A 20112-nucleotide genomic window follows, 5' to 3' on the forward strand; every position below is an offset into this window, starting at 1 on the left:
CCCCCCCCCCGACCCACAACACCAGCCCCCCCCCCCCCGCGCCGCCGCCCCCCCCCCCCCCGCCCCCCCCCTCCCGCCCCCCCCCCCGCCGGCCGGCCCCCCCCCCCCCCCCCGCCCCCCCCCCCACTCCTCTTCGCGTTCCGCCACGGTGGAGGGCACGGGCTTAGGCCAGCCCTAAGGTGCCAGTACGTTCCGCCTGACCTGCACCTTCACAGACCTTCAATCGAGATCGCCTGGCGCTCAGGACGAGAAGCGTTCAGGGCAGCACGCCGAAAGCGCGGAGCACCAGCACGGCGACGATGACAAACAGGATCTGGCCTCCGGTCATCTTCAGCCTGCGTCTCCGGCGGGTGCTCACTCCCACGCCGACCGGCCCGATCTTCGTCCCTATCCGCATCAGTCCCCCTCCATACGCCGCCCTGCGTGGAACCGTAACGGCCGTCGCCCGCGCTGTCAGGAACCAGTCGCCAACTATGCCCATCCAAAGGTGCCCTGGGCCGCTCTGGCCCGGGCCACAAATGGGCCACACGCACTGGTCAACACCGGGATACCGGTGATCCAAAGTGAGACAGGCCCCATGCGAAAGGGGCGCCCCCAACCAGGGGCACCCCTTCTGACCAGCGCCTACGCTGGCCTCTGCGGAGGCTGTGGGATTTGAACCCACGGTGACATCGCTGCCACGACGGTTTTCAAGACCGTTCCCTTAGGCCGCTCGGGCAAGCCTCCTCACCCCGCCCTACCTGCTGCGGAGCGGGTACAGCCTACCGGGTGCGCCGTTCGGGGCGAGCGGGCCGGCCACAGGTTGGCCACAGCGCCGCACCCGGCCTTGCCGACGGGGGCCTACACGACGTTCAGGCCGAGGGCCGTGGCAATGACCGCGGCCTGTTCCAGGCTGATGGTGGCCCCCGACAACTGCACGGTCAGCGGGTCCAGGGCGGACAGGTCGCTGCCCCGCAAGTCGGCGGCCGTGAGCCGGGCGCTGTGGAGCATCGCCCCGGACAGGTCCGTGGCCGTCAGGGTCGCTTGTTCCAGCCGCGCGGCGGTGAGGTCGGCCTCCCTCATCCGCACTCCGTCGAAAGTGGCTTTGCGCAGGTCCGCGCCGGGCAGGCCGACGAAGGACCAGTCACCTCCGGTCACCTGGAAGAGAGTGAAGTCCGACTGCTGGAAGAGGCTTCCGACGAACTTGCAGTCGGTGAAGGAGGTGTCGAAGAAGGTGCAGCGGCGAAAGGTGCAGTTGGTGAACGCCGCGCCCATGTGCCGGGAGGCGTTGAAACGCACCCCGGAGAAGGTGCAGGTGTCGAAGACCGCGCCCTCGTTCACGACCTCGGTCCAGTCGGTGTCGAGGAAGGAGTAACGCGTGTAGACCCGGCCCGACAGGTCCTGTCCGTACCAGTCCTCGTCCCGGACCACACGCTCGGTGTCGGGAATCGGGGGCTCGGCGGAGACGGGGTCGATGTTCGCGCGGGCCGGTCGGATCGTCATGCCGCTCATTCAACACCGCAGCCGGGGGACGTCCCGCTCGCCCGGTCTCCGCAGCCCGGGCTGTTGGATCACAGCAGGCTCGGCGTCTGCCAGGCGTCCGGGACGGCGGTGAGGACGGCGGACGGCAGGAGCACGGTGGCCACGCTGACCTGCCAGTAGCGGCGGGCGGGGAGCCGGACGAGCTTGCGGACGATCAGATTGATGCCCACCCAGCCGAGGGCGAACATGCCGACCACGCCGACGAGGAGAACGAGCCAGAGCGGCAGGCCGTCGCTCCGGAGGGGTTCGCGCTCGGTCAGACCCAGTGCGGCGAGCGGGTAGTTGACGAGGAAGATCCAAATGTAGCTGAGCGGCAGTGCGCCGAAATAGCCGAGCAGGGTGTTCACGGTGAGCGTCGCCACCCAGGCGAAGCGCGGGGGGCGGCGATTCTTCGCGGGCCTGCGCTTCGCCGGAGGGCGGCGCTTCTTCGGCGGGGTGCGCTTCGCCATGGGGGTGCGCTTCGCCATGGGGCGGGGCTTGCTCTTCATGTGCCGGTCCGGTCGGCGGGCGCGAACTCTCGCCGGACGGGGGAGAGTTCGCGCCCGATCCGTACTACTTGTTGTCGCCCGTGCGCTCGCCCAGGGTGATCTCCGTGGTCGACTGCTTGCCGCCGCGGACATAGGTCACCGTGACCTTGGTGCCCGGCTGATGGGTCCAGATCTCGCTGATCAGGGTGGGGCCGCTGTCGATCTTGGTGTCGTCGAGCTTGGTGATCACATCGCCCGGCTTGAGACCGGCCTTGTCGGCCGGGCCGCCGGGGGTGACGGCCGGGTCGCCGTTGGTGTCATTGGCGGCGATCTTGGCCCCGCCTCCGGAGTCCTTCATGTTCACCGTGGCCGAGATGACCGGGTAGACCGGCTTGCCGGTCTTGATCAGCTGGTCGGCGACGTTCTTCGCCTGGTTGATCGGGATCGCGAAGCCCAGGCCGATGCTGCCGGACTGACCCTGACCGCCGCCGAAACCACCGCCGCTGCCCGCGGACTGGATGGCGGAGTTGATGCCGATGACCGCGCCCTGGGCGTTGAGCAGCGGACCGCCGGAGTTGCCGGGGTTGATCGACGCGTCCGTCTGCAGGGCGCTCATATACGAGGCATTGCCCCGGCCGCCGCCGTCGCTGGAGGCGACCGGGCGCTTCTTGGCGCTCACGATGCCCGTGGTGACGGTGCCGGACAGGCCGAAGGGCGCGCCGATCGCGACCGTCGCATCGCCGACCGCGGTCTTCTCGGAGTCGCCGAGCGGCAGCGGGTTGAGGGTGGCGCCGGAAGGGTTCTTCAGCTTGATGACCGCGACGTCATAGCCCTGGGCACGGCCGATGACCTCGGCGTCGTACTGCTTGCCGTTGGAGAACGTCACCGAGAGCTTGCCGCCGTCGGCGGCCGAGGCGACCACATGGTTGTTGGTGAGGATGTGGCCCTGCCGGTCGTAGACGAAGCCGGTGCCGGTGCCGCCGTCGCCGCTGCTGCTCTGCGCCTCGATGGTGACCACGCTCGGCAGGGCCTTGCTCGCGATGTCCGCGACGGAGCCCGGGGTGCGGCTCTGCAGCTTGGGATCGCCGGCGGAGGAGACGGTCGTCGAGCCGCTGTCGTTGCGGTCCGCCGCCCAGTAGCCGACGCCGCCGCCGATCGCGCCCGCGACCAGCGCCGCCGCCAGCACCGCGGCCACCAGCCCGCCGGCCCGCCTGCGCGGCTGCGGGGCCGGAGCGCCCCAGGGCCCGGGCGGGCCCACGGGGCCGCCGCCGAAGGGGGCGCCATACGGCTGCGAGGCCGCGCCGGCCGCGTTGTACCAGGTGCCGGTGGGCGGGGCGGGGGGAGCGCCCGGCGCCGGCCCGGCGGCGTCCGCGGGCGCGGCGGTCTGCTCGGGCGACGGCGGAGCGGGCGGGGCGGGCGGGGCGGCCGGCGGAGCGGGGTGTTCCGCGGGTGCGGGCCCGGGCTCCGGAGCGGAGGAGGCGGAAGAGGCGGAAGAGGAGGCGGAAGACGCCGGCTGCGGCCCGGCCGTGGACGGAACGGCGGCGCCCTCGTTCTCGGTGCTCACAGTTGTCTCCTCATCAGGTACACGTCAGTAGTTCAATGACTTCGGGCCACGCCTGCCGGACAGCTTTTCCCATGGCGCATCAGACCGCCATAAGCGGAGGCTGTGCGCCCCTCCCTCGCCGGCTCCCCGCCCGTACAACCGGACAAAGGGTCCATGCGCGATTGTGCCAGGCGGTGGCACCATAACGCGGTGACCTATGCGCACCCGGCCCGGGACATCCGACCCGAGCGCCATCCCCTCGCCGTCGTCGCCCACCGCGGAGCGTCCGAGGACGCGCCCGAGCACACACTGGCCGCGTACCGCAAGGCGATCGAGGACGGCGCCGACGCCCTGGAATGCGATGTGCGGCTGACAGCCGACGGGCATCTGGTCTGCGTCCACGACCGCCGGGTGAACCGCACGTCCAACGGCCGGGGCGCGGTCTCCACCCTGGAGCTGGCCGACCTCGCGACGCTGGACTTCGGATCCTGGAAGGGCCAGGCCGGCGACAAGGAGGCCCCCGACCAGGAGACTCCCGACCCGGACAGCACCGCCGTCCTCACCCTGGAGCGGCTGCTCGAACTCGTCGCCGACGCGGACCGCCGGGTGGAGCTGGCCATCGAGACCAAGCACCCCACCCGCTGGGCCGGACAGGTCGAGGAGAAACTCCTCGCCCAGCTCGGCCGCTTCGGCCTCGCCCGGCCGCCCCGGGGCGAGCCCTCGCCCGTAAGGGTGATGAGCTTCTCCGCCCGTTCACTGCACCGGGTGCAGGCGGCCGCGCCCGCCATCCCGACTGTCTATCTGATGCAGTTCGTCTCGCCGCGGCTGCGCGACGGGCGGCTGCCGCCGGGCGTGCGCATCGCGGGGCCGAGCATCCGGATCGTCCGCAACCACCCGGGTTATGTGGCCCGGCTGCACCGCTCGGGACACCGGGTGCACGTCTGGACCGTGAACGAGCCGGAGGACATCGAGCTCTGTCTGCGCCTCGGCGTGGACGCGGTCATCACCAACCGCCCCAAGGCGGTTCTCACTCAACTCGGGCGCCGCTAGCGGTGTTCGTGCGCTCCCGTTTCCGTGACCTGGAGTGCACCGGCGCGTTCGGTGCGTGTTCGGCCGGGGTGAGTGCCCCACCGGGCCCGGGGTGGCCGGTTTCCGGTCCAGGCCATTGGGGCATCCATCCCGTGACGTGGGGCAAAGGAGGTCTCGGGGGTGGCGTTGGTGGTGGCACAGGAGGTGCCCACGTCGTCGATCATGGCCGTACCCCATGGTCCCGCCGGTGTGGGCGAGGCAAGACACCGGATGCGCGAGGAGTTGCGTACCAGCGGGGTTCCGGATCCGGTCATCGACGATGCCGTACTGATCCTTTCGGAGTTGCTCAGCAACGCGTACCGCCACGGACGCCCGCTGAGCCGGGAGAACGGTGCGAGAGCGGGCGGCGGCGGAGTGCTCGCCGCCTGGCGGGTGGACGAGCGCGGCCGGCTCACCGTCGAGGTCACCGACGGCGGCGGACCGACCAGGCCGTTTCCGGCCACCCCCTCGGTCACCGCCCGCGGCGGTCGCGGCCTCAACATCATCAGCGCGCTCTCCCAGGACTGGGGGGTGCGGGACGCCTCCGGCGAGGTGACCGTATGGGCCGCGCTGTCGGCGCGCGCCGGTTTCGCTACGCGCGTTGAACTCACCCCCGGGCTGGACCCCGAACTGGAATTCGCCGATCTGGACGAGCTGTCGTGACAACGCGCGTAGATCCGCGCAGGGAGTACCGAGGAGTCAGCACCGACAACGATGTCCGAGCGTGCCGCGGACCGGACCCGACCGAGCGCTAGGCTCGCGCCCGTCAACATGTGCCAGGGGCACACGAGCCGAACGCACGATCGGGAGACACGCACGCCATGGCCAAGAAGCGCCGCCCCCAGACCAAGGCCGCCACACCGCCGCCCGGCAACGGTCCGATCCCCGTCGTCGGCGCCCGCGAACCCTGCCCCTGTGGCTCGGGACGGCGCTACAAGGCCTGCCACGGGCAGCAGGCCTCACACGCCGTGACCGAGCTGGTGCAGAGGCCCTTCGAGGGGCTGCCCGGCGAGGCCGACTGGGTCGCGCTGCGCGAGCTGGTGCCCGCGGCCACCGTCGAGCTCGGCCTCAAGGGCGGGCTCCCCGAGGGCGTGCCCTCGGTGACCCTCGCCACCGTGCTGCCGATGGCCTGGCCCGCCCTGCGCCGCGACAACGGCGCCGTGCTGCTGGGCCTGCAGAACGACACGCCCTCCGGCGACCTCAGCCGCGACCTCGCCGACACCCTCCAGCGCGCGCTGGTCGCCGAGCCGGGCACCCCGGTGGCCGCCGCCCGCACCGGGGCCGACGGGCCGCGGCTGCAGGACCTGCTGGACCCGGCGGGCCCCTTCGAGCCGGTGGTGCACACCGGGTTCGAGTTCTGGATCGAGAACGCCGAGAACGCCTCCAGCGAGGTCACCGCCTCCCTGGAGCGCGCCAACGCCGCCGCGATCCCGACCGTCCGGCTGGCCGCCGCCGAGGCCGCGTACTGGTGCCGGACGCCCGAGAAGAACCACCTGCGCTGGGTGATGACCCACCCCGAGGAGCAGCTGCTGGACGCGCTCGCCCGCCTGCACGCGGCCGGCGCGTCCTCGCTCGGCGAAGGCACCCGCCTGGTCGGCTCGTTCCGCGCGCACGGCCTGACCGTGCCGGTGTGGGACCTGCCGGGGGCGATGGGCGCGGCGGAGGTGGAGAAGCCCGCCGCGGCCTTCGCGGAGCGGTTCGCCGCGGCGCTCGCCGACGGGATGCCGCTGACGGCGGACGAGCGGCGGGCGCGCAACGGGCTCACAAGCCGTCAGATCACATTGAACTGACGGCCTTCGCCCCGGAAGACCCGGAAGACGCGGAGGCCGCGGAGGCCGCTCTTCCGGGGCCCCGGACCCGTCCCTTCCCGTGACTCGGGTCACAACTCCCGCTGTCAGACCGGAAATCCGCGTCCGGAAATCCACGATCGAATTTGCGAACCGCCGATCTCTTGTTACCGTTCTAGGAGCCCGGTCGCTGGTGCATCCCCCGTCGCCAGCGATCGGGCACTTCCATGTCCGGACGCTGCCGGGCCCCGCCCGCCAACCGCGGTCCCACCCGGTGCTTCCCCGTCGCCGCCCAGCTGCGCGGCCTGCACGCCCCCCGCGTACGCCCCCGCCCGGGACGACCGCCCGGCGGCGGTTCGCTAATCCGCCGTGGGCACCGGCGAGTTGCTCCCGGAGCGGAGCAACAGCTTCCCCTGCTCCGAAACGATCTCCGCAACCGCCGTATACGCGCCATGTCCGCGCAGGGACGCCCGGTGCGGTGTCTCGCACACCTCCGAGGTCCCGGTGGCGGACATCGGACAGCGCACCTCCAGCGTCCGCCCGTCCGGGGCCATCAGGGTCAGCACGCCCGTCGGCCGGCCGCCGGTGCCATTGCGGTAGTAGGTGCGCGCCCAGGTCCCGTCCCCGTCCGCCAGGACGCAGGTCTGGGCCTCCAGGCCCTCGGGGGAGTCGAGTTCGGGGCCGCACTGGGCGGCGGAGCCGCGGGAGCCGTCCGCCGGGGCGGCGAGCGGACTGCCCGGGCCGCCGTCGGGCCGGGCGTCGGACTCCCCTTCGGCGGCGGGGGAGGCGGCGCCCGCCGCCCGGGCCCGTTGCCTGCCGCGCGCCGGGTCCTGCTTGCCCTGCCGTTTGTCCGGCCCGGTCTTGGCGCGGCCGGACAGGCCCGCCGGGCCGGCGGTCGCCGCCGCCAGCGGCAGCACGATGGCGAGCGCCACCGCGCTCGCGAGGGCGACCATGCGGAGATTCGCCGCACGCTGCTGGCACACGCCGGGCACACGCTCCATGGGGACCACCTGCTGCAAGTTCGCCGAAGGACACGGGATCGCGGGGCGGCTCCAGGGCGCGCCCCACCGGACCGCCGGTGCCTCGGACACGGCACCCGACACGGGCCCTCGCCGGAAAGATACGGGCGCGACGGCTCCCATCCGGCCGTTGTACGCCCGATTCCCGTAGTTCTCGGCGCGACTTACACCCGTACGAGTGAGAGCGCGTGCGTCTCCCGTCCGTACGCGCTCTCAGCTTCCCTCGTTCGGGCGGCCGCGCGGAGGCCGTGCGGCGGGGTCAGTACGCGAGCCTGCTGCCGCCGTCCGGCGTGCCCGAGGCCGCGCTCTGCTCGACCAGGACGTCGACCACGGTGGCCACATCGGGCAGCCAGGGCCGCGTGCCGGGCACGGCGCCCGCCCGCGGCTGCGGCGCGCGCTCCCAGCGCGCCCGTCCGGAGCCCGTCACCGACGGCGGCAGCACCACATAGCCGCCCTCCCCGTGGAAGCGCAGCGAGCCGGGCACCCACTCCTGACGGTGCAGCAGCTCCCCGAGGACCTCCAGCGAGTACGGGGCCACCAGCAGCGCCCAGCGGGTGGGGGTCGCGACCACCGGGCCGAGGCGTACGCCCGCGCGCTCGAGGGCCGTCAGCGCGCGCACCCCGGCAACCGCCGGCAGGCTCACCGCGCACGCCGCGCGCGCCCCGGTGGCGAGCACGATGGGCGCCTCGGGCCGGTTGGTCCACCACCAGCGGACCATCCGGGCGTCCGTGGTGGCCGCCAGCAGCCCGGGGTCGAAGGGGTGGGCACCGGGGGTCGCGCAGTCCGGGTGGGCACAGCCGCACTCGCGCACCCGGCCGATGCCGGGCCGCAGGCCCGCCCCCGGGAGTACGGGCCACTGCCATTCGGTGGCGTAGGTCAAGGCCGCGGTGAGCACCGCGGAACGGCCGGTTCGCCGAAGCGACAGCCTGCGTCGCCTGCCGAGGATCTCGCGCATGAGCGCTCGTTCCCTTCCGTGAACGCCGAAGGTGTGCCCTGGTCGGAGACGAGGGCCGTCTAGCACTGCGGGTCGAGCTCGCACCGCGTGTCGCACCGCGTGACGCGTTGCGTGGACTGCATGGACTACATGGCACTACGGGCATTGCCTGGCGCGGCACTCAACGCGCCGTGGTCCTCCGGGACCGACGCACCACATGGATCACAAGCCACTGCGCATACAACGCAGCGCATCACGCCGGGGGCCGGGCGTGAAACCTGGCGGAGGGTGGCGCGCGCCTGGCGCTTTGTGCTGGGCCGGTGCGCCCCTCGCCCACGGCATGGGTTGCCCCACACCGCTCGGGACGGGCGTGGCCGTTGCCGGGTAAGACGCCGGGGCCCGCCGCCGGGTTCCGGACCGCGCCAACTCCCCTTGCCCGTCCTCCAGTACGTACCCACCGCAGTGATGGTGACGCGCTGCCGAACAACGCCAGTCGACCGCAATTCGACAACGACGGCACTATTTTCCGGCCAACTTCAAAACCCCTCAGACACCATCATTCCCACTGGTCCAATGCTGGACATCCGCTCACCGGGGCGTGTACATGTGGAGTCTCCGATAGCGCGCACCACGACAGGGGGTTTGCGGTGCTATTCCATGGAAAACGCAGGCCAGCGGGCCGATCGAAAAGGTCCGGCGGAATGCCGCAGGCACTCCCCGGAACCTCTGGCGCGGCCGGTTGCGCACGGGCCGGCCGGGGCAGCCGACCATGAACGCCCCCCACCTCCCGAAAGTGGCCGGAATCGACCCTCCGGTGCCCGCCCCAGCCCCGTCTTCTGCCTCCGATCCGCACCTCTCCCCCGCCGCCGCCCCCTCGGCCGGCGCCCTGGTCCAGGACCACCTCGCGCGCTGGATCTCCGACCTCACCACGCTCCAGGAACTGATCGAGCGGCTCGCCCGCACCACCAACCTCGACGACGCCCTCCAGGAACTGCTGCGCGCCGGAGCCGCACTCGTCGGCGCCGTCCGCGGCCTGGTCACCCTGCGACCCGCCGACGGCTTCGGCCATCCGGTGACCGTCGGCCTCGGGCTGGGCCGGGCGGATCTCGGCCATCTCGAGACCATCCCGCACGACCGCACCGCCCCTCCGTCGTCCCACCCGTATGTACGGCTCCTCGACGACCTTCCCCCGGTCGGCAGCCGTTCCGGCACCAGCCGCCCCGACATCGCGGGCGAGGACGGCCTCGACCCCCGCCACCGCGAGGTCGCCGCCCGGCTCGGCTATGCCGCCAGCTACGCCGTGCCGCTGGACGCGGCGACGCCCGGCGGACCGCGCCGGCTCGGTGCGGCCGTCTGGCTGTACGAGGAACCGGCCGAGCCCACCGAACGCCGCCGCCACCTGGCCGGCCTCTACTGCGGCCTCGCCGCCGAGCACCTCGCCCGGCTGCTCGAGCTCACCCACACCCGGGACGCCCTGGCCACCCTCCGCGAGGAGCTGCTCCCCAGCCGGCTGCCCCGCATCCCCGGCGTCCGGCTGGCGGTCCGGCACCACACCGGGCCGCACGGCGGCGGCAGCTGGTACGACGCGCTGCCGCTGCCCGAGGGCGCGCTCGGCCTGGCGGTGGGCGGAACCACTGGTTCCGGCCCCGGTGCCATCGCCGCGATGGGCCGGCTGCGCGCCTCGCTGCGGGCGTACGCGGTGATGGAGGGCGAGGATCCGGTCGCCGTCCTCTCCGATCTGGAACTGCTGCTGCGGCTGACCGAACCCGCCCGGGCCGCCACGGCGCTCTTCGCCTACTGCGAGCCCGCCGTCAGAAAGGTCGTGGTCGCGGGGGCCGGGCACTGCTCGCCGCTGATCATCGGCGAGCACCGCACCGAGTATGTGGAGACCTCGCTGTCGGCGCCGCTCGGCATGCTCGCCTGCTGGGAGGCGCCCAGCGTGGAGATCGAACCGGAGCCGGGAGAAACGCTCCTCTTCTACAGCGACGGGCTGCTGCAGCGCACCGGGCATGCGATGGACCGGGCCTTCGCCCGGCTGCACACCGCGGCGGCCAGCGTGCCCAAGGGCGCCCGGCGCGACCCGGACGCGATCGCCGACCATGTGCTGCGGGCGGTGCTGCCGGAGGACACCGGCGTGGAGACCCTGGAGGACCTCGAGGACGATGTCGTCCTCCTTGTGGCGCACTTCGACTGATTTATTGCTTTCACTCCATATTTCGTCACCCTCTCTGCAGCCTTCTCCATAACTTTCGGCCACACCTACGATGGAAGGCGGCCCCGTTCGAGGAGGAGAGCAGTGACCGAACAGCCCGCGCCCGAGAACCCCGAAGGCGACGAGCCGATAAAGCAGCGGAAGAACGGCCTCTACCCGGCCGTCTCCGATGAGCTTGCCGAGAACATGCAGAGCGGCTGGGCCGACACCGAGCAGCGCGCCCTGCGGCCCATCGCCCAGGCGCAGGAGACCGCGCGGCGTCGCGCGGAGCTCTCCGCCCGGTTCCCCGGCGAGCGCCTGGTGATCCCCGCGGGCCGGCTCAAGACCCGCTCCAACGACACCGAGTACGCCTTCCGCGCCTCGACCGAGTATGTCTACCTCACCGGCGACCAGACCCAGGACGGCGTCCTCGTCCTGGAGCCGGTGGCCGACGGCCATCAGGCGACACTGCATCTGCTGCCGCGCTCCAGCCGCGAGAACGGCGAGTTCTGGCTCGACGGCATGGGCGAGCTGTGGGTCGGCCGCCGGGCCGGCCTCGCCGAGGCCGAGCAGTTGCTGGGCCTGCCCTGCCGGGACGTGCGCAAGCTCACCGACACCCTCGCGCGGGCCACCGGCCCGGTCCGCGCCGTCCGCGGCCACGACGCGGAGACCGAGGCCGCCCTCACCGACAAGGTCACCGCCGAGCGCGACGAGGAGCTGCGGGTCTTCATCAGCGAACAGCGCCTGGTGAAGGACGACTTCGAGATCGCCGAGCTGCAGAAGGCCGTCGACTCCACGGTCCGCGGCTTCGAGGACGTGGTGAAGGTCCTCGACAAGGCCGAGGCCACCTCGGAGCGCTACATCGAAGGCACGTTCTTCCTGCGCGCCCGCGTCGAGGGCAATGACATCGGCTACGGCTCCATCTGCGCCGCCGGCCCGCACGCCACCACCCTGCACTGGGTGCGCAACGACGGCCCGGTCCGCTCCGGCGAACTGCTGCTCCTGGACGCGGGCGTGGAGACGCACACCCTCTACACCGCGGACGTCACCCGCACGCTGCCCGTCAACGGCACCTACACCGACCTCCAGCGCAAGATCTACGACGCGGTGTACGAGGCCCAGGAGGCGGGCATCGCGGCGGTCGGGCCGGGCGCCAAGTACCGCGACTTCCACGACGCCGCCCAGCGGGTGCTCGCCACCAAGCTCGTCGAGTGGGGCCTGATAACGGGCCCCGCCGAGCGCGTCCTGGAGCTCGGCCTCCAACGCCGCTGGACCCTGCACGGCACCGGCCACATGCTCGGCCTGGACGTCCACGACTGCGCGGTCGCCCGCACCGAGACCTATGTCGACGGCGTCCTGGAGCCCGGCATGGTGCTGACCGTCGAGCCCGGCCTCTACTTCCAGGCCGACGACCTGTCCGTACCCGAGGAGTACCGCGGCATCGGCGTCCGCATCGAGGACGACATCCTCGTCACGGCGGACGGCAACCGCAATCTCTCCGCCGCCCTGCCCCGTACGTCCTCCGATGTCGAAGCGTGGATGGCGAGACTGAAGGGCTGAAGCCCTTCCCGGGGAACGCCCCGGGAGCCGCGTCCGGCGCCCGGCCGGACGCGGCTCTTCGTCATCCCGGCCCGGTTTCCGGCACCCCCCGGGCAGGCAACGATCGGTGGAAAACCGGCCGCGCGGACCCCTGCTCCGATACCGTCCAACGACGTACACCCGTTCCCGGACGCACCCCCGCGAGGAGCATTGGACCTCCGCACGCCACCCCACCAGCAGTCCCCCGAAGAGGAGTTCGCCCACTACTACGCCCGTCGCACCCATGAGCTGTGGCCCGCGGACGACGACGCGCTGGACACCATCGCCCGCTACGCCCTGCTGCCGCAGGGGAAGTTGCTGCGCCCCGGGCTCTTCCTGCTGTGCGTGTCGGCGCTCGGCGGCGACCGCGCCCAGGCCGATGCCCTGGCGGTCGCGCTGGAGACCCAGCACACCGCCAGCCTGGTCCACGACGACCTGATCGACGGTGACACCGAGCGCCGCGGCCGTCCCTCCGTGCACGCCGGGTTCGGCACCGACCGGGCGCTGCTGGTCGGCGACGCCCTGCTGTGCCGCGGCTTCGCGGACATGGCCGGGCACCGGGCGCAGGGCGTTCCGCCGGGGCGGCTGCTCGACTTCATCGCCCTGGCGGGCACCACCGGGGTCGAGATCTGCCGTGGGCAACTGCTGGAGGACCGGCTGCGCAACGACCTGTCCTGCGGTACGGACGCCTATCTCGCCATGGTGACCATGAAGACCGCCGCCCTGCTGCGCACCACCTGCCGGTCCGCCGCCCTGCTCACCGGCGTCGGGCCCGAGGTCACCGAGGCCTTGAGCAGCTATGGCGAGGCGCTGGGCATCGTCTTCCAGCTGCGCGACGACCTGCTGCCCTACCTGGACGAAGGCGCGCGGCGGGCGGCCGGCAAGCCCGTCCGGAGCGACCTGCGCAACCGCCGCCCCACCCTGCCGCTGCTGCTGGCCATGGAGCGGGCCACCCCTCGCCAGGGGCGACGGCTACGACGCCTGTTCCGGCGCGCGGGCCGGGGGCCGCGCACATTCGGCCAACTGACCGCCCTGCTGCGCGAACTGCGGGCTCTCGATGCCGCGACGGCGATGCTCCATGAGTACGCCGCGGCCGCCCGGGCCCAGCTGGCCGCGCTGCCCGCCACCGCACACCGGGAGCAACTGCGGCAGCTCACCCATGTGCTGACCGCCGCCACGGAGGGGCTCGGTGGCGCCTCCGCGGCCACCACGCCGCCGACGGCACCGCCGCCGGACTTACGGCGATGACGGCCGGAGCGCGCACCACTGCGGGTTGACAAGCGCCCCCACCCCCAGGCGTCGAAGCACGGCGGTGTCAAAGCCCGGCGCGCCCCCTTGCCTTGCTCCCCCTACGAAGCCATGGGGAGGGCGGCGCCTTCCCGCCACTTGAGGATCTTGTCGAAGCTGACCACCGCGCCCCGTCTGCCCGGGCGGTTGTGGACGCGGACGTTGTCCGTCAGGGATTCGATCAGGAAGAGACCCCGGCCGTGTTCGTCATGGACGGGGGCCGGGGTCTGGGTCCGCGGGCGGCACTCGGGGCGGCGCTCGCGGGGGCGGGGGCGTTCGTCGAAGCCGGGGCCGGAGTCGATGACCTCGATCCGGCAGGTGTCGCCGTCGATGCAGGCGGTGACGCGGTAGCCGACGGAGGAGTCACCGCCGTGCTCCACGGCGTTCGCACAGGCTTCGCTGAGGGCCACGGCCAGGTCATAGGCGGTCTCGGGGTCGACCCCGGCCGTCTCCATCGCACCGACCAGGAGCCGCCTGGCGAGCGGAACGCTCGCGGCCTCGCGCCGCAAGTGGAGTGACCACCAAATGCTCATGCTCGGCCTCCTGGCTGCGGCTCGACATATCGATACCTATAGCCACGGGGGATGACCGGTAAGCCTGCCGGGTGTGTGAGACCGCTCATTCGGCGGATGCGGGAAGCAGGCGTATTGGGGTATTGGGGCCGACCCTGCCGTAGGAAGGGAGCAGGTCCGGTGGGATGATGTCGCAGCCATGCCTCACCCCGTCGTCCGCGCCGGCGCGGATCTGCGACTGCTCCGGGCCGCGGTGTTCACCGCGGTCTGTGTTCTGCTGTCCGCGGGCGGGCATGCGCTGGCCTCCTGCGCGAGTGTGCCGCTGTGGACACTGGGCGCCGGGTTCCTGGCCGTGTTCGCGGTGGCCGCGCCGCTGGCCGGGCGAGAGCGCTCGCTGCCGGGGATCGCGGCCTGTCTGGCCGTGGGACAGCTGGGCCTGCATGCGCTGTTCGGGCTGGGGCAGCAGGGCCCCGGCGGGCCCGGCGCGGCGGCGGCCCCGCCGCGGGCGGGGGCCGACAGTCCGCTGATCGCCTTCGCGGGCAGGCTGCTCTGCAATCAGCGGCCCCCGATGTCGGCGGCCGACGCCCGCCGGGTGATCGCCGACGCCGGGCTGGACCCCGCCGGGCATCCGGCGGGGATGGCCATGCCCATGGAGGGCACCCCGGGCTCCCTGTCGCACTTCCTGCCGCTCTCGCCGCCGATGCTGCTCGGCCATCTGCTCGCGGCGCTGGCCGTGGGCTGGCTGCTGCGGCGCGGCGAGGTGGCGCTGTGGCGGGCGGTGGGGCTCTCGGCGCAGTCGGCGCGCGGGGTCGTGGCGGCCGCACTGGCAGGGGCCCTGCGCACCGCGCTGGCCTGGGTGCGGGCCTTCATCGGCAGCCCGGCCGAGGGGCCGGTCCGGGCCGTGTGGTGCGCCCCGGGGCATCGGGAGCGGCCGGCCCGGGAGCCGGAGCTCCAGCACTCCGTGATCAGGCGGGGTCCGCCGCGCTTCGACCTCGCGGCCTGACGACGCGACGTGTTCCTCGCACTACGGCGGGAGGGCGGTCGTGGCGTGGCCGCACGCGCGCCACCCCTTTCGTCCCCTCCTGTCCCATGGAGTGTTTTCGCATGACCGCCATGACCGCCATGAATCCATCGCGTACCCGTAGGTCCCTGCTCCGTCGTCTGCCCGTGGCCGGCGCCGCCGCCACCGCCGGGGTGCTGCTGCTGGCCGGTCCCGCCTTCGCGCATGTGAGCGTGCAGCCGGGCACCGCCGAGAAGGGCGGCTACAGCACCATCGCCCTCAAGGTGCCGAACGAGAAGGACAACGCCTCCACCGTGAAGCTGGAGCTCTCGCTCGACCCCAAACACCCGCTCGCCTCGGTGATGCCGCAGGCGGTGCCGGGCTGGGAGGTGAAGGTCGAGAAGACCAAGCTCGACAAGCCGGTGAAGACGGACGACGGGATGGTCAACGAGGCCGTCACCAAGGTCACCTGGACCGGCGGCGAGATCAAGCCGGGCCAGTTCCAGCAGTTCCCGCTGTCGGTCGGCCAGCTGCCCACCGACGCGGACGAACTGGTGTTCAAGGCCCTGCAGACGTACTCGGACAAGGATGTGGTCCGCTGGATCGACCCGTCCAAGCCGGGCGGCGAGGAGCCCGACCACCCGGCGCCCACCCTGAAGCTCGTCGCAAAGGCGGACGGCAAAGCGGACGGCAAGGCCGCCGACAAGCCGGATGACAAGGGCGGCAAGAGCGAGGCCTCCGGGGACTCCGGGGGCAAGGGCTCCGACGACACCGCCCGGATCCTCGGCATCGTGGGCATCGTCGTCGGCGCGGCCGGCGTCGCCTTCGGCGTCCTCGCCGGGCGCCGCCGCACCAACGCCTGACCCTCACCACCGAACCCTCTGGAGAAAAGCTCCATGCGCACCAAGTTCCTGGGAGCGGCGCTGGCCATGGCCGCCGCACTCGCCCTGACGGCCTGCGGCGGCTCCGACGACAAGGCCGACGGTGACAAGCCGGTGGCCGAGGTCTCGGGCGGGTCCCAGAAGAAGGGCGCGATCGCCCTGGACACCCCGAAGGCCAAGCCGGACCTGGTCCTGACCGACACCTCGAGCAAGAAGTACGAGCTGGTCAAGGAGACCAAGGGCCGTCCCGTCCTGTTGTACTTCGGCTACACCTACTGCCCCGATGTCTGCTCGACCGTGGTCTCCGACCTGGCCACCGCCGAGAAGAAGCTGCCCGCGGCCGAGCGGGAGAAGCTCCGGGTCGTCTTTGTCACCACGGACCCCGAGCGGGATACCCCGCAGCGGATGCGCAAGTGGCTGGACGCCCAGGGCGGGCAGGACATCGCCGGCCTGACCGGTGACTTCAGCACCATCCAGGCCGCGGCCAGGTCGCTGGGGATCCTGGTGGAGAAGCCCAAGAAGGAGAAGGACGGCTCCATCACCGTCAGCCATGGCGCCCAGGTCGTCGGGTTCTCGCCGAAGGACGACGAGGGCCACTGGATCTACACCGCCGAGACCCCCGCCGAGCAGTACACCAAGGATCTCCCGAAGATCGTCAAGGGGGAGAACCCGTGATGCGCAAGACCACCGTCGCCGCCGCCGCGGCCCTGCCGCTGCTGCTCGCCGGTTCGCTGCTGCTCGTCACCGGCTGCGGTTCCGGTACGAAGGGCAAGGACACCGCGGAACTGTCCGTCAGCGGGGCCTATATGCCCCAGCCCGCGATGGCCGACATGGCCGCGGCCTATTTCACCGTCAAGAACGACGGCGGCAAGGCGGACCGGCTCACCAAGGTCACCAGCCCCCTCTCGCGCGACATCACCATGCACACCACCGAGAGCTCGCAGATGAAGCACGCCGAGCAGCTGGAGGTCCCGGCGAGGGGCGAGCTGACGCTCGCCCGCGGCGGCACCCACGTCATGCTGGGCAAGCTCGCCCACCGGCCCAAAACCGGTGAGAAGGTCGAGTTCACGCTGCACTTCGCGGCCTCCGGGCCGGTGAAGGTCCAGGTGCCGGTCGAGAGCACCACCTTCCGGCCCAAGGGCTGACGCCGGATGAGGACCAGGGCCGCCGACCCGGGGGCGCCGCCCATGCCGTTCAGGCCATGGGGGAGGGTGCTGTCCCTGCTCGGCACCCTGCTCGCCGCGCTGCTGTGCACACTGACCCTCGGCGCGGGCACCGCCTCGGCGCACGCGGCGCTCACCGCCACCGACCCGGCGAGCGGGTCGGTGGTGCCGAGCGCGCCCCGGCAGGTCAAGCTCACCTTCTCCGAGGGGGTGCTGCTGAACGCCGGTTCACTGCGCGTCCTGGACCCGCAGGGCAAGCGGGTGGACGACGGCAGGCCCGCGCATGTGGACGGCAAGTCCGACACCGCGGCGGTCGCGCTGCGCACCGGAATCGCCCAGGGCACCTACACCGTGGCCTGGCAGGCGGTTTCGGCGGACAGTCACCCGGTGGCCGGGGCCTTCACCTTCTCGATCGGCGCACCGTCGAAGACCACCGTGAAGGCCACCGCCACCGAGCTGGACCCGGTGGTCGACACCTTCTATGGCATCGGCCGCTATGCCGCGTACGCCGGTTTCGCCCTGCTGGTCGGCGGCGCTGTCTTCGCGGGCGTCTGCCGCTCCTCGCGGCCCGTGCAGAAGGTCGCGGTCGGCGGCTGGGTCACGCTGTTCGTCTCCACCGGCGCGCTGTTGCTGCTGCGGGGCGCGTACACCGGCGGCAAGGGGATGGGGTCCGTCCTGGATCTCGCGCTGCTCGGCGACGCGCTGTCCACCAAGCCGGGCGCGGCCATGCTGTCGCGGCTGGTGCTGCTGAGCGCGGCGGCGGTGTTCCTGGCCGTGCTCTTCGGCTCGTACGCCCGGGACGACGAGCCGGTGCCCGGGGCACGCCGCGCCATCGCCTACGGCCTGGGGGCCGGCGGTGCGCTGGTCGCCGGCGGGCTGGCGGCGACCTGGGCGATGGCCGAACACGCGTCGGCCGGCCTCCAGCCGTGGCTGGCGATGCCGGTCGACATCATCCATCTGCTGGGCGTCGCCATATGGCTGGGCGGGCTGGCCGCGCTGCTGGCCGTCCTGTGGTCCGGCGAGCCGATGCCGCGCGCGGCGGTGCGGCGGTTCTCCCGGCTGGCGTTCACGGCGGTGTGCGTCCTGGTGGCCACCGGGCTGTACCAGGCCTGGCGCCAGGTCGGTTCCTGGTCCGCGCTGACCGGCACGGAGTACGGCCGGCTGCTGCTGGTCAAGGTGGGCCTGGTGACGGTCATGACCGGCCTCGCCTTCGGCTCCCGGCGCTGGACGGACCGGCTCACCGACCGGGCCCGGCCGAAGCCGGTGCCCGCCAAGGGGCCGGCCGGCAGCTCGGCGCGGCGGTCCCCGGAGCGCACCGCCCAGCTCGCCCGGCAGCGGGCCGCCGTCGCCAGGGCCACCGGGCAGCGGCAGCGCGACGCGGATGCCGACCGCACCGGTCTGCGCCGCTCGGTGCTCGCCGAGACGGCGGTCGCCGTGGTGCTGCTGTCGGTCACCACACTGCTGACGGGCACTCAGCCCGGCCGGGCCGAGACCGAGCAGCGGCAGGCGGCGGCCGGAGCCGGCGCGGCCGCCAGGAGCGGCCCGGCCGAGGTGACGATCGGCTATGACACCGGCGGGACGAACGGGCGCGGCACGGCCCGGATCGCCGTCGACCCGGCGCGCTCCGGCGCCAACACGCTGGGCGTCCGGCTGACGGACCCCGCCGGGCGGCCCATGGACGTACCCGGACTGGAAGTGTCGTTCACCGAGAAGGAGCAGCGGATCGGCCCGGTGCGCGCCCCGCTCAAGCGCCTGTCCGCCGGAAAGTGGCAGGCCACCGGCTTCCAGCTGCCCATGGGCGGGCAGTGGCAGCTCACCCTGTACATACGCACCTCAGAGACCGACGCGGTCACCGAGATCGAGAACGTGAAAATCAACTGATGGCTGACACACCAGAGAAACCACACCTCTCCCGGCGCCGCCTGCTCGGCACGGCGGGCGCCACCGGCGCGGCCGGGCTGGTCGCGGGCGGCACGGCGGGCGCGTTCGGGGCCCGGGCGGCGCAGGACGAGCCGGCCCGGCTGTCCGGCGTCGGCTCCGCCTCGGTTCCCTTCCACGGCACCCGCCAGGCGGGCATCGCCGACCCCGCGCAGGCGCATGGGCGGCTGCTCGCCTTCGACCTCGCCCCGGGCGCCGACCGCAAGGCCGCGGCCGCGCTGCTGCGCCGCTGGTCGGCGACGGCGGCGGAGCTGACGGCGGGCCGGGTGCCCAAGGGCGACGACACCGGCATCGCGCTGGACGCGGGACCCTCCTCACTGACCGTCACCTTCGGCTTCGGGCGGAGCTTCTTCGACCGTACGGGGCTGACGGCCCGCCGGCCCGCCGCACTGGAGCCGCTGCCCGCCTTCACCCAGGACGCCCTGGACGCCAAGCGCAGCGACGGCGATCTCTGGGTGCAGATCGGTTCCGACGACGCGCTGGTCGCCTTCCACGCACTGCGGCTGCTGCAGAGACAGGCCGGGGACGCGGCCCGGCTGCGCTGGCAGATGACCGGGTTCAACCGCACCCCGGGCGCCACCGAGCGGCCGATGACCGCCCGCAATCTGATGGGCCAGATCGACGGCACCAACAACCCCAAGCCGGCCGACGACACCTTCGCCACCCGGGTGTTCGTGCCGGAGGGCCGGCAGGGTGCCGACGGCTGGATGGCCGGCGGCTCGTATGCGGTCGTCCGGCGCATCCGGATGCTGCTGGACAGCTGGGACAACCTGTCGCTGGAGCGCCAGGAGAAGGTGATAGGCCGCCGCAAGTCCGATGGCGCACCGCTGTCCGGCGGCGCCGAGACCACCCCGGTCGACCTCGACAAGGTGAACACGGACGGTTCGCTGGCGATCGCGGGTGATGCGCACATCCGGGTCGCGGCGCCCGCGTCCAACCGGGGGGCGGCGATGCTGCGGCGGACCTTCTCCTACCACGACGGCTTCCGGGAGGACGGCGCTCCCGACGCGGGGCTGCTGTTCATCGCCTGGCAGGCGGACCCGCTGAAGGGTTTTGTACCGGTGCAGCGGAAGCTGGACCGGGGCGACGGGCTGTCGCGCTTCCTGCGCCACGAGGCGAGCGCCCTGTTCGCGGTTCCGGGCGGCTGTGCGCCCGGCGAGTACGTGGGGCAGCGGCTGCTGGAGGGGTGACCTGCCCCAGGGCGGCCCTGGGTAGGCTGGCGG

Annotated in this window: 19 protein-coding genes and 1 tRNA gene; 12 read left to right on the forward strand and 8 right to left on the reverse strand. The window is 72.7% G+C overall.

Annotated features, from left to right (window positions below; all coding sequences use genetic code 11):
• Window positions 1-256: 256 nt before the first annotated feature.
• The 5 genes from ABCR83_RS03130 to ABCR83_RS03150 all read right to left on the reverse strand — a co-directional run bounded on the left by ABCR83_RS03130 (window position 257) and on the right by ABCR83_RS03150 (window position 3552).
• Window positions 257-397 (reverse strand): hypothetical protein, encoded by a 141-nt coding sequence (locus tag ABCR83_RS03130; RefSeq protein WP_462693082.1) that lies wholly within the window; start codon window positions 395-397, stop codon window positions 257-259.
• Window positions 398-639: 242 nt separating this feature from the next.
• Window positions 640-726 (reverse strand) — tRNA-Ser (locus tag ABCR83_RS03135).
• Window positions 727-840: 114 nt separating this feature from the next.
• The gene (locus tag ABCR83_RS03140; RefSeq protein ID WP_462693084.1) at window positions 841-1482 is read right to left on the reverse strand and encodes a pentapeptide repeat-containing protein; all 642 of its coding nucleotides are present in this window, start codon (window positions 1480-1482) and stop codon (window positions 841-843) included.
• A gap of 68 nt (window positions 1483-1550) precedes the next feature.
• On the reverse strand, window positions 1551-2009 hold the full coding sequence (locus ABCR83_RS03145; RefSeq protein ID WP_462693086.1) for a hypothetical protein: 459 nt from the start codon (window positions 2007-2009) through the stop codon (window positions 1551-1553).
• Window positions 2010-2073: 64 nt separating this feature from the next.
• A complete protein-coding gene (locus ABCR83_RS03150) occupies window positions 2074-3552 on the reverse strand; it encodes a S1C family serine protease (protein ID WP_462693088.1) in 1479 nt (492 codons plus the stop codon).
• Between the two features lie 189 nt (window positions 3553-3741).
• Here ABCR83_RS03150 and ABCR83_RS03155 point away from each other — a divergent pair, with 189 nt between their 5' ends.
• From ABCR83_RS03155 to ABCR83_RS03165, 3 genes are all read left to right on the forward strand, one after another.
• Window positions 3742-4581, forward strand: coding sequence for a glycerophosphodiester phosphodiesterase (locus tag ABCR83_RS03155; protein ID WP_462693090.1), 840 nt, complete (start codon window positions 3742-3744; stop codon window positions 4579-4581).
• A 159-nt stretch (window positions 4582-4740) separates the two neighbouring features.
• Window positions 4741-5262 carry an ATP-binding protein gene (locus ABCR83_RS03160; protein ID WP_462693092.1) on the forward strand — a complete coding sequence of 174 codons (522 nt, stop codon included), beginning with the start codon at window positions 4741-4743 and terminating at the stop codon, window positions 5260-5262.
• A gap of 158 nt (window positions 5263-5420) precedes the next feature.
• On the forward strand, window positions 5421-6389 hold the full coding sequence (locus ABCR83_RS03165) for a DUF5926 family protein (protein WP_462693094.1): 969 nt from the start codon (window positions 5421-5423) through the stop codon (window positions 6387-6389).
• A 356-nt stretch (window positions 6390-6745) separates the two neighbouring features.
• Here ABCR83_RS03165 and ABCR83_RS03170 read toward each other — a convergent pair whose 3' ends face one another.
• Window positions 6746-7387, reverse strand: coding sequence for a hypothetical protein (locus ABCR83_RS03170; protein ID WP_462693096.1), 642 nt, complete (start codon window positions 7385-7387; stop codon window positions 6746-6748).
• 277 nt (window positions 7388-7664) lie between these two features.
• Window positions 7665-8360, reverse strand: a complete 696-nt coding sequence (locus ABCR83_RS03175) for a bifunctional DNA primase/polymerase (protein ID WP_462693098.1) — start codon at window positions 8358-8360, stop codon at window positions 7665-7667.
• A 748-nt stretch (window positions 8361-9108) separates the two neighbouring features.
• On the opposite strand from ABCR83_RS03175, the gene ABCR83_RS03180 reads away from it, so the two are divergent.
• The 3 genes from ABCR83_RS03180 to ABCR83_RS03190 all read left to right on the forward strand — a co-directional run bounded on the left by ABCR83_RS03180 (window position 9109) and on the right by ABCR83_RS03190 (window position 13356).
• Window positions 9109-10533 (forward strand): PP2C family protein-serine/threonine phosphatase, encoded by a 1425-nt coding sequence (locus ABCR83_RS03180; protein ID WP_462693100.1) that lies wholly within the window; start codon window positions 9109-9111, stop codon window positions 10531-10533.
• 102 nt (window positions 10534-10635) lie between these two features.
• On the forward strand, window positions 10636-12090 hold the full coding sequence (locus ABCR83_RS03185; RefSeq protein WP_462693102.1) for an aminopeptidase P family protein: 1455 nt from the start codon (window positions 10636-10638) through the stop codon (window positions 12088-12090).
• 189 nt (window positions 12091-12279) lie between these two features.
• Window positions 12280-13356, forward strand: a complete 1077-nt coding sequence (locus tag ABCR83_RS03190; protein ID WP_462693104.1) for a polyprenyl synthetase family protein — start codon at window positions 12280-12282, stop codon at window positions 13354-13356.
• 101 nt (window positions 13357-13457) lie between these two features.
• On the opposite strand, the gene ABCR83_RS03195 is transcribed toward ABCR83_RS03190, so the two are convergent.
• On the reverse strand, window positions 13458-13928 hold the full coding sequence (locus tag ABCR83_RS03195; protein ID WP_462693106.1) for an ATP-binding protein: 471 nt from the start codon (window positions 13926-13928) through the stop codon (window positions 13458-13460).
• Window positions 13929-14106: 178 nt separating this feature from the next.
• Here ABCR83_RS03195 and ABCR83_RS03200 point away from each other — a divergent pair, with 178 nt between their 5' ends.
• From ABCR83_RS03200 to efeB, 6 genes are all read left to right on the forward strand, one after another.
• Window positions 14107-14910, forward strand: a complete 804-nt coding sequence (locus ABCR83_RS03200) for a hypothetical protein (protein ID WP_462693108.1) — start codon at window positions 14107-14109, stop codon at window positions 14908-14910.
• A gap of 101 nt (window positions 14911-15011) precedes the next feature.
• Complete coding sequence (locus tag ABCR83_RS03205) at window positions 15012-15770, forward strand: YcnI family copper-binding membrane protein (RefSeq protein ID WP_462693110.1); 759 nt, start codon at window positions 15012-15014, stop codon at window positions 15768-15770.
• A gap of 33 nt (window positions 15771-15803) precedes the next feature.
• On the forward strand, window positions 15804-16463 hold the full coding sequence (locus tag ABCR83_RS03210; protein ID WP_462693112.1) for an SCO family protein: 660 nt from the start codon (window positions 15804-15806) through the stop codon (window positions 16461-16463).
• The gene (locus ABCR83_RS03215; RefSeq protein ID WP_462693114.1) at window positions 16463-16933 is read left to right on the forward strand and encodes a copper chaperone PCu(A)C; all 471 of its coding nucleotides are present in this window, start codon (window positions 16463-16465) and stop codon (window positions 16931-16933) included. Before ABCR83_RS03210 ends, ABCR83_RS03215 begins: the two co-directional genes overlap by 1 nt.
• 42 nt (window positions 16934-16975) lie before the next feature.
• A complete protein-coding gene (locus tag ABCR83_RS03220; protein WP_462693116.1) occupies window positions 16976-18832 on the forward strand; it encodes a copper resistance CopC/CopD family protein in 1857 nt (618 codons plus the stop codon).
• On the forward strand, window positions 18832-20079 hold the full coding sequence (gene efeB, locus ABCR83_RS03225) for an iron uptake transporter deferrochelatase/peroxidase subunit (RefSeq protein ID WP_462693118.1): 1248 nt from the start codon (window positions 18832-18834) through the stop codon (window positions 20077-20079). The genes ABCR83_RS03220 and efeB overlap by 1 nt, the downstream gene beginning before the upstream one ends.
• Window positions 20080-20112: the final 33 nt, after the last annotated feature.

The organism is Streptomyces xingningensis (genome assembly GCF_054957865.1).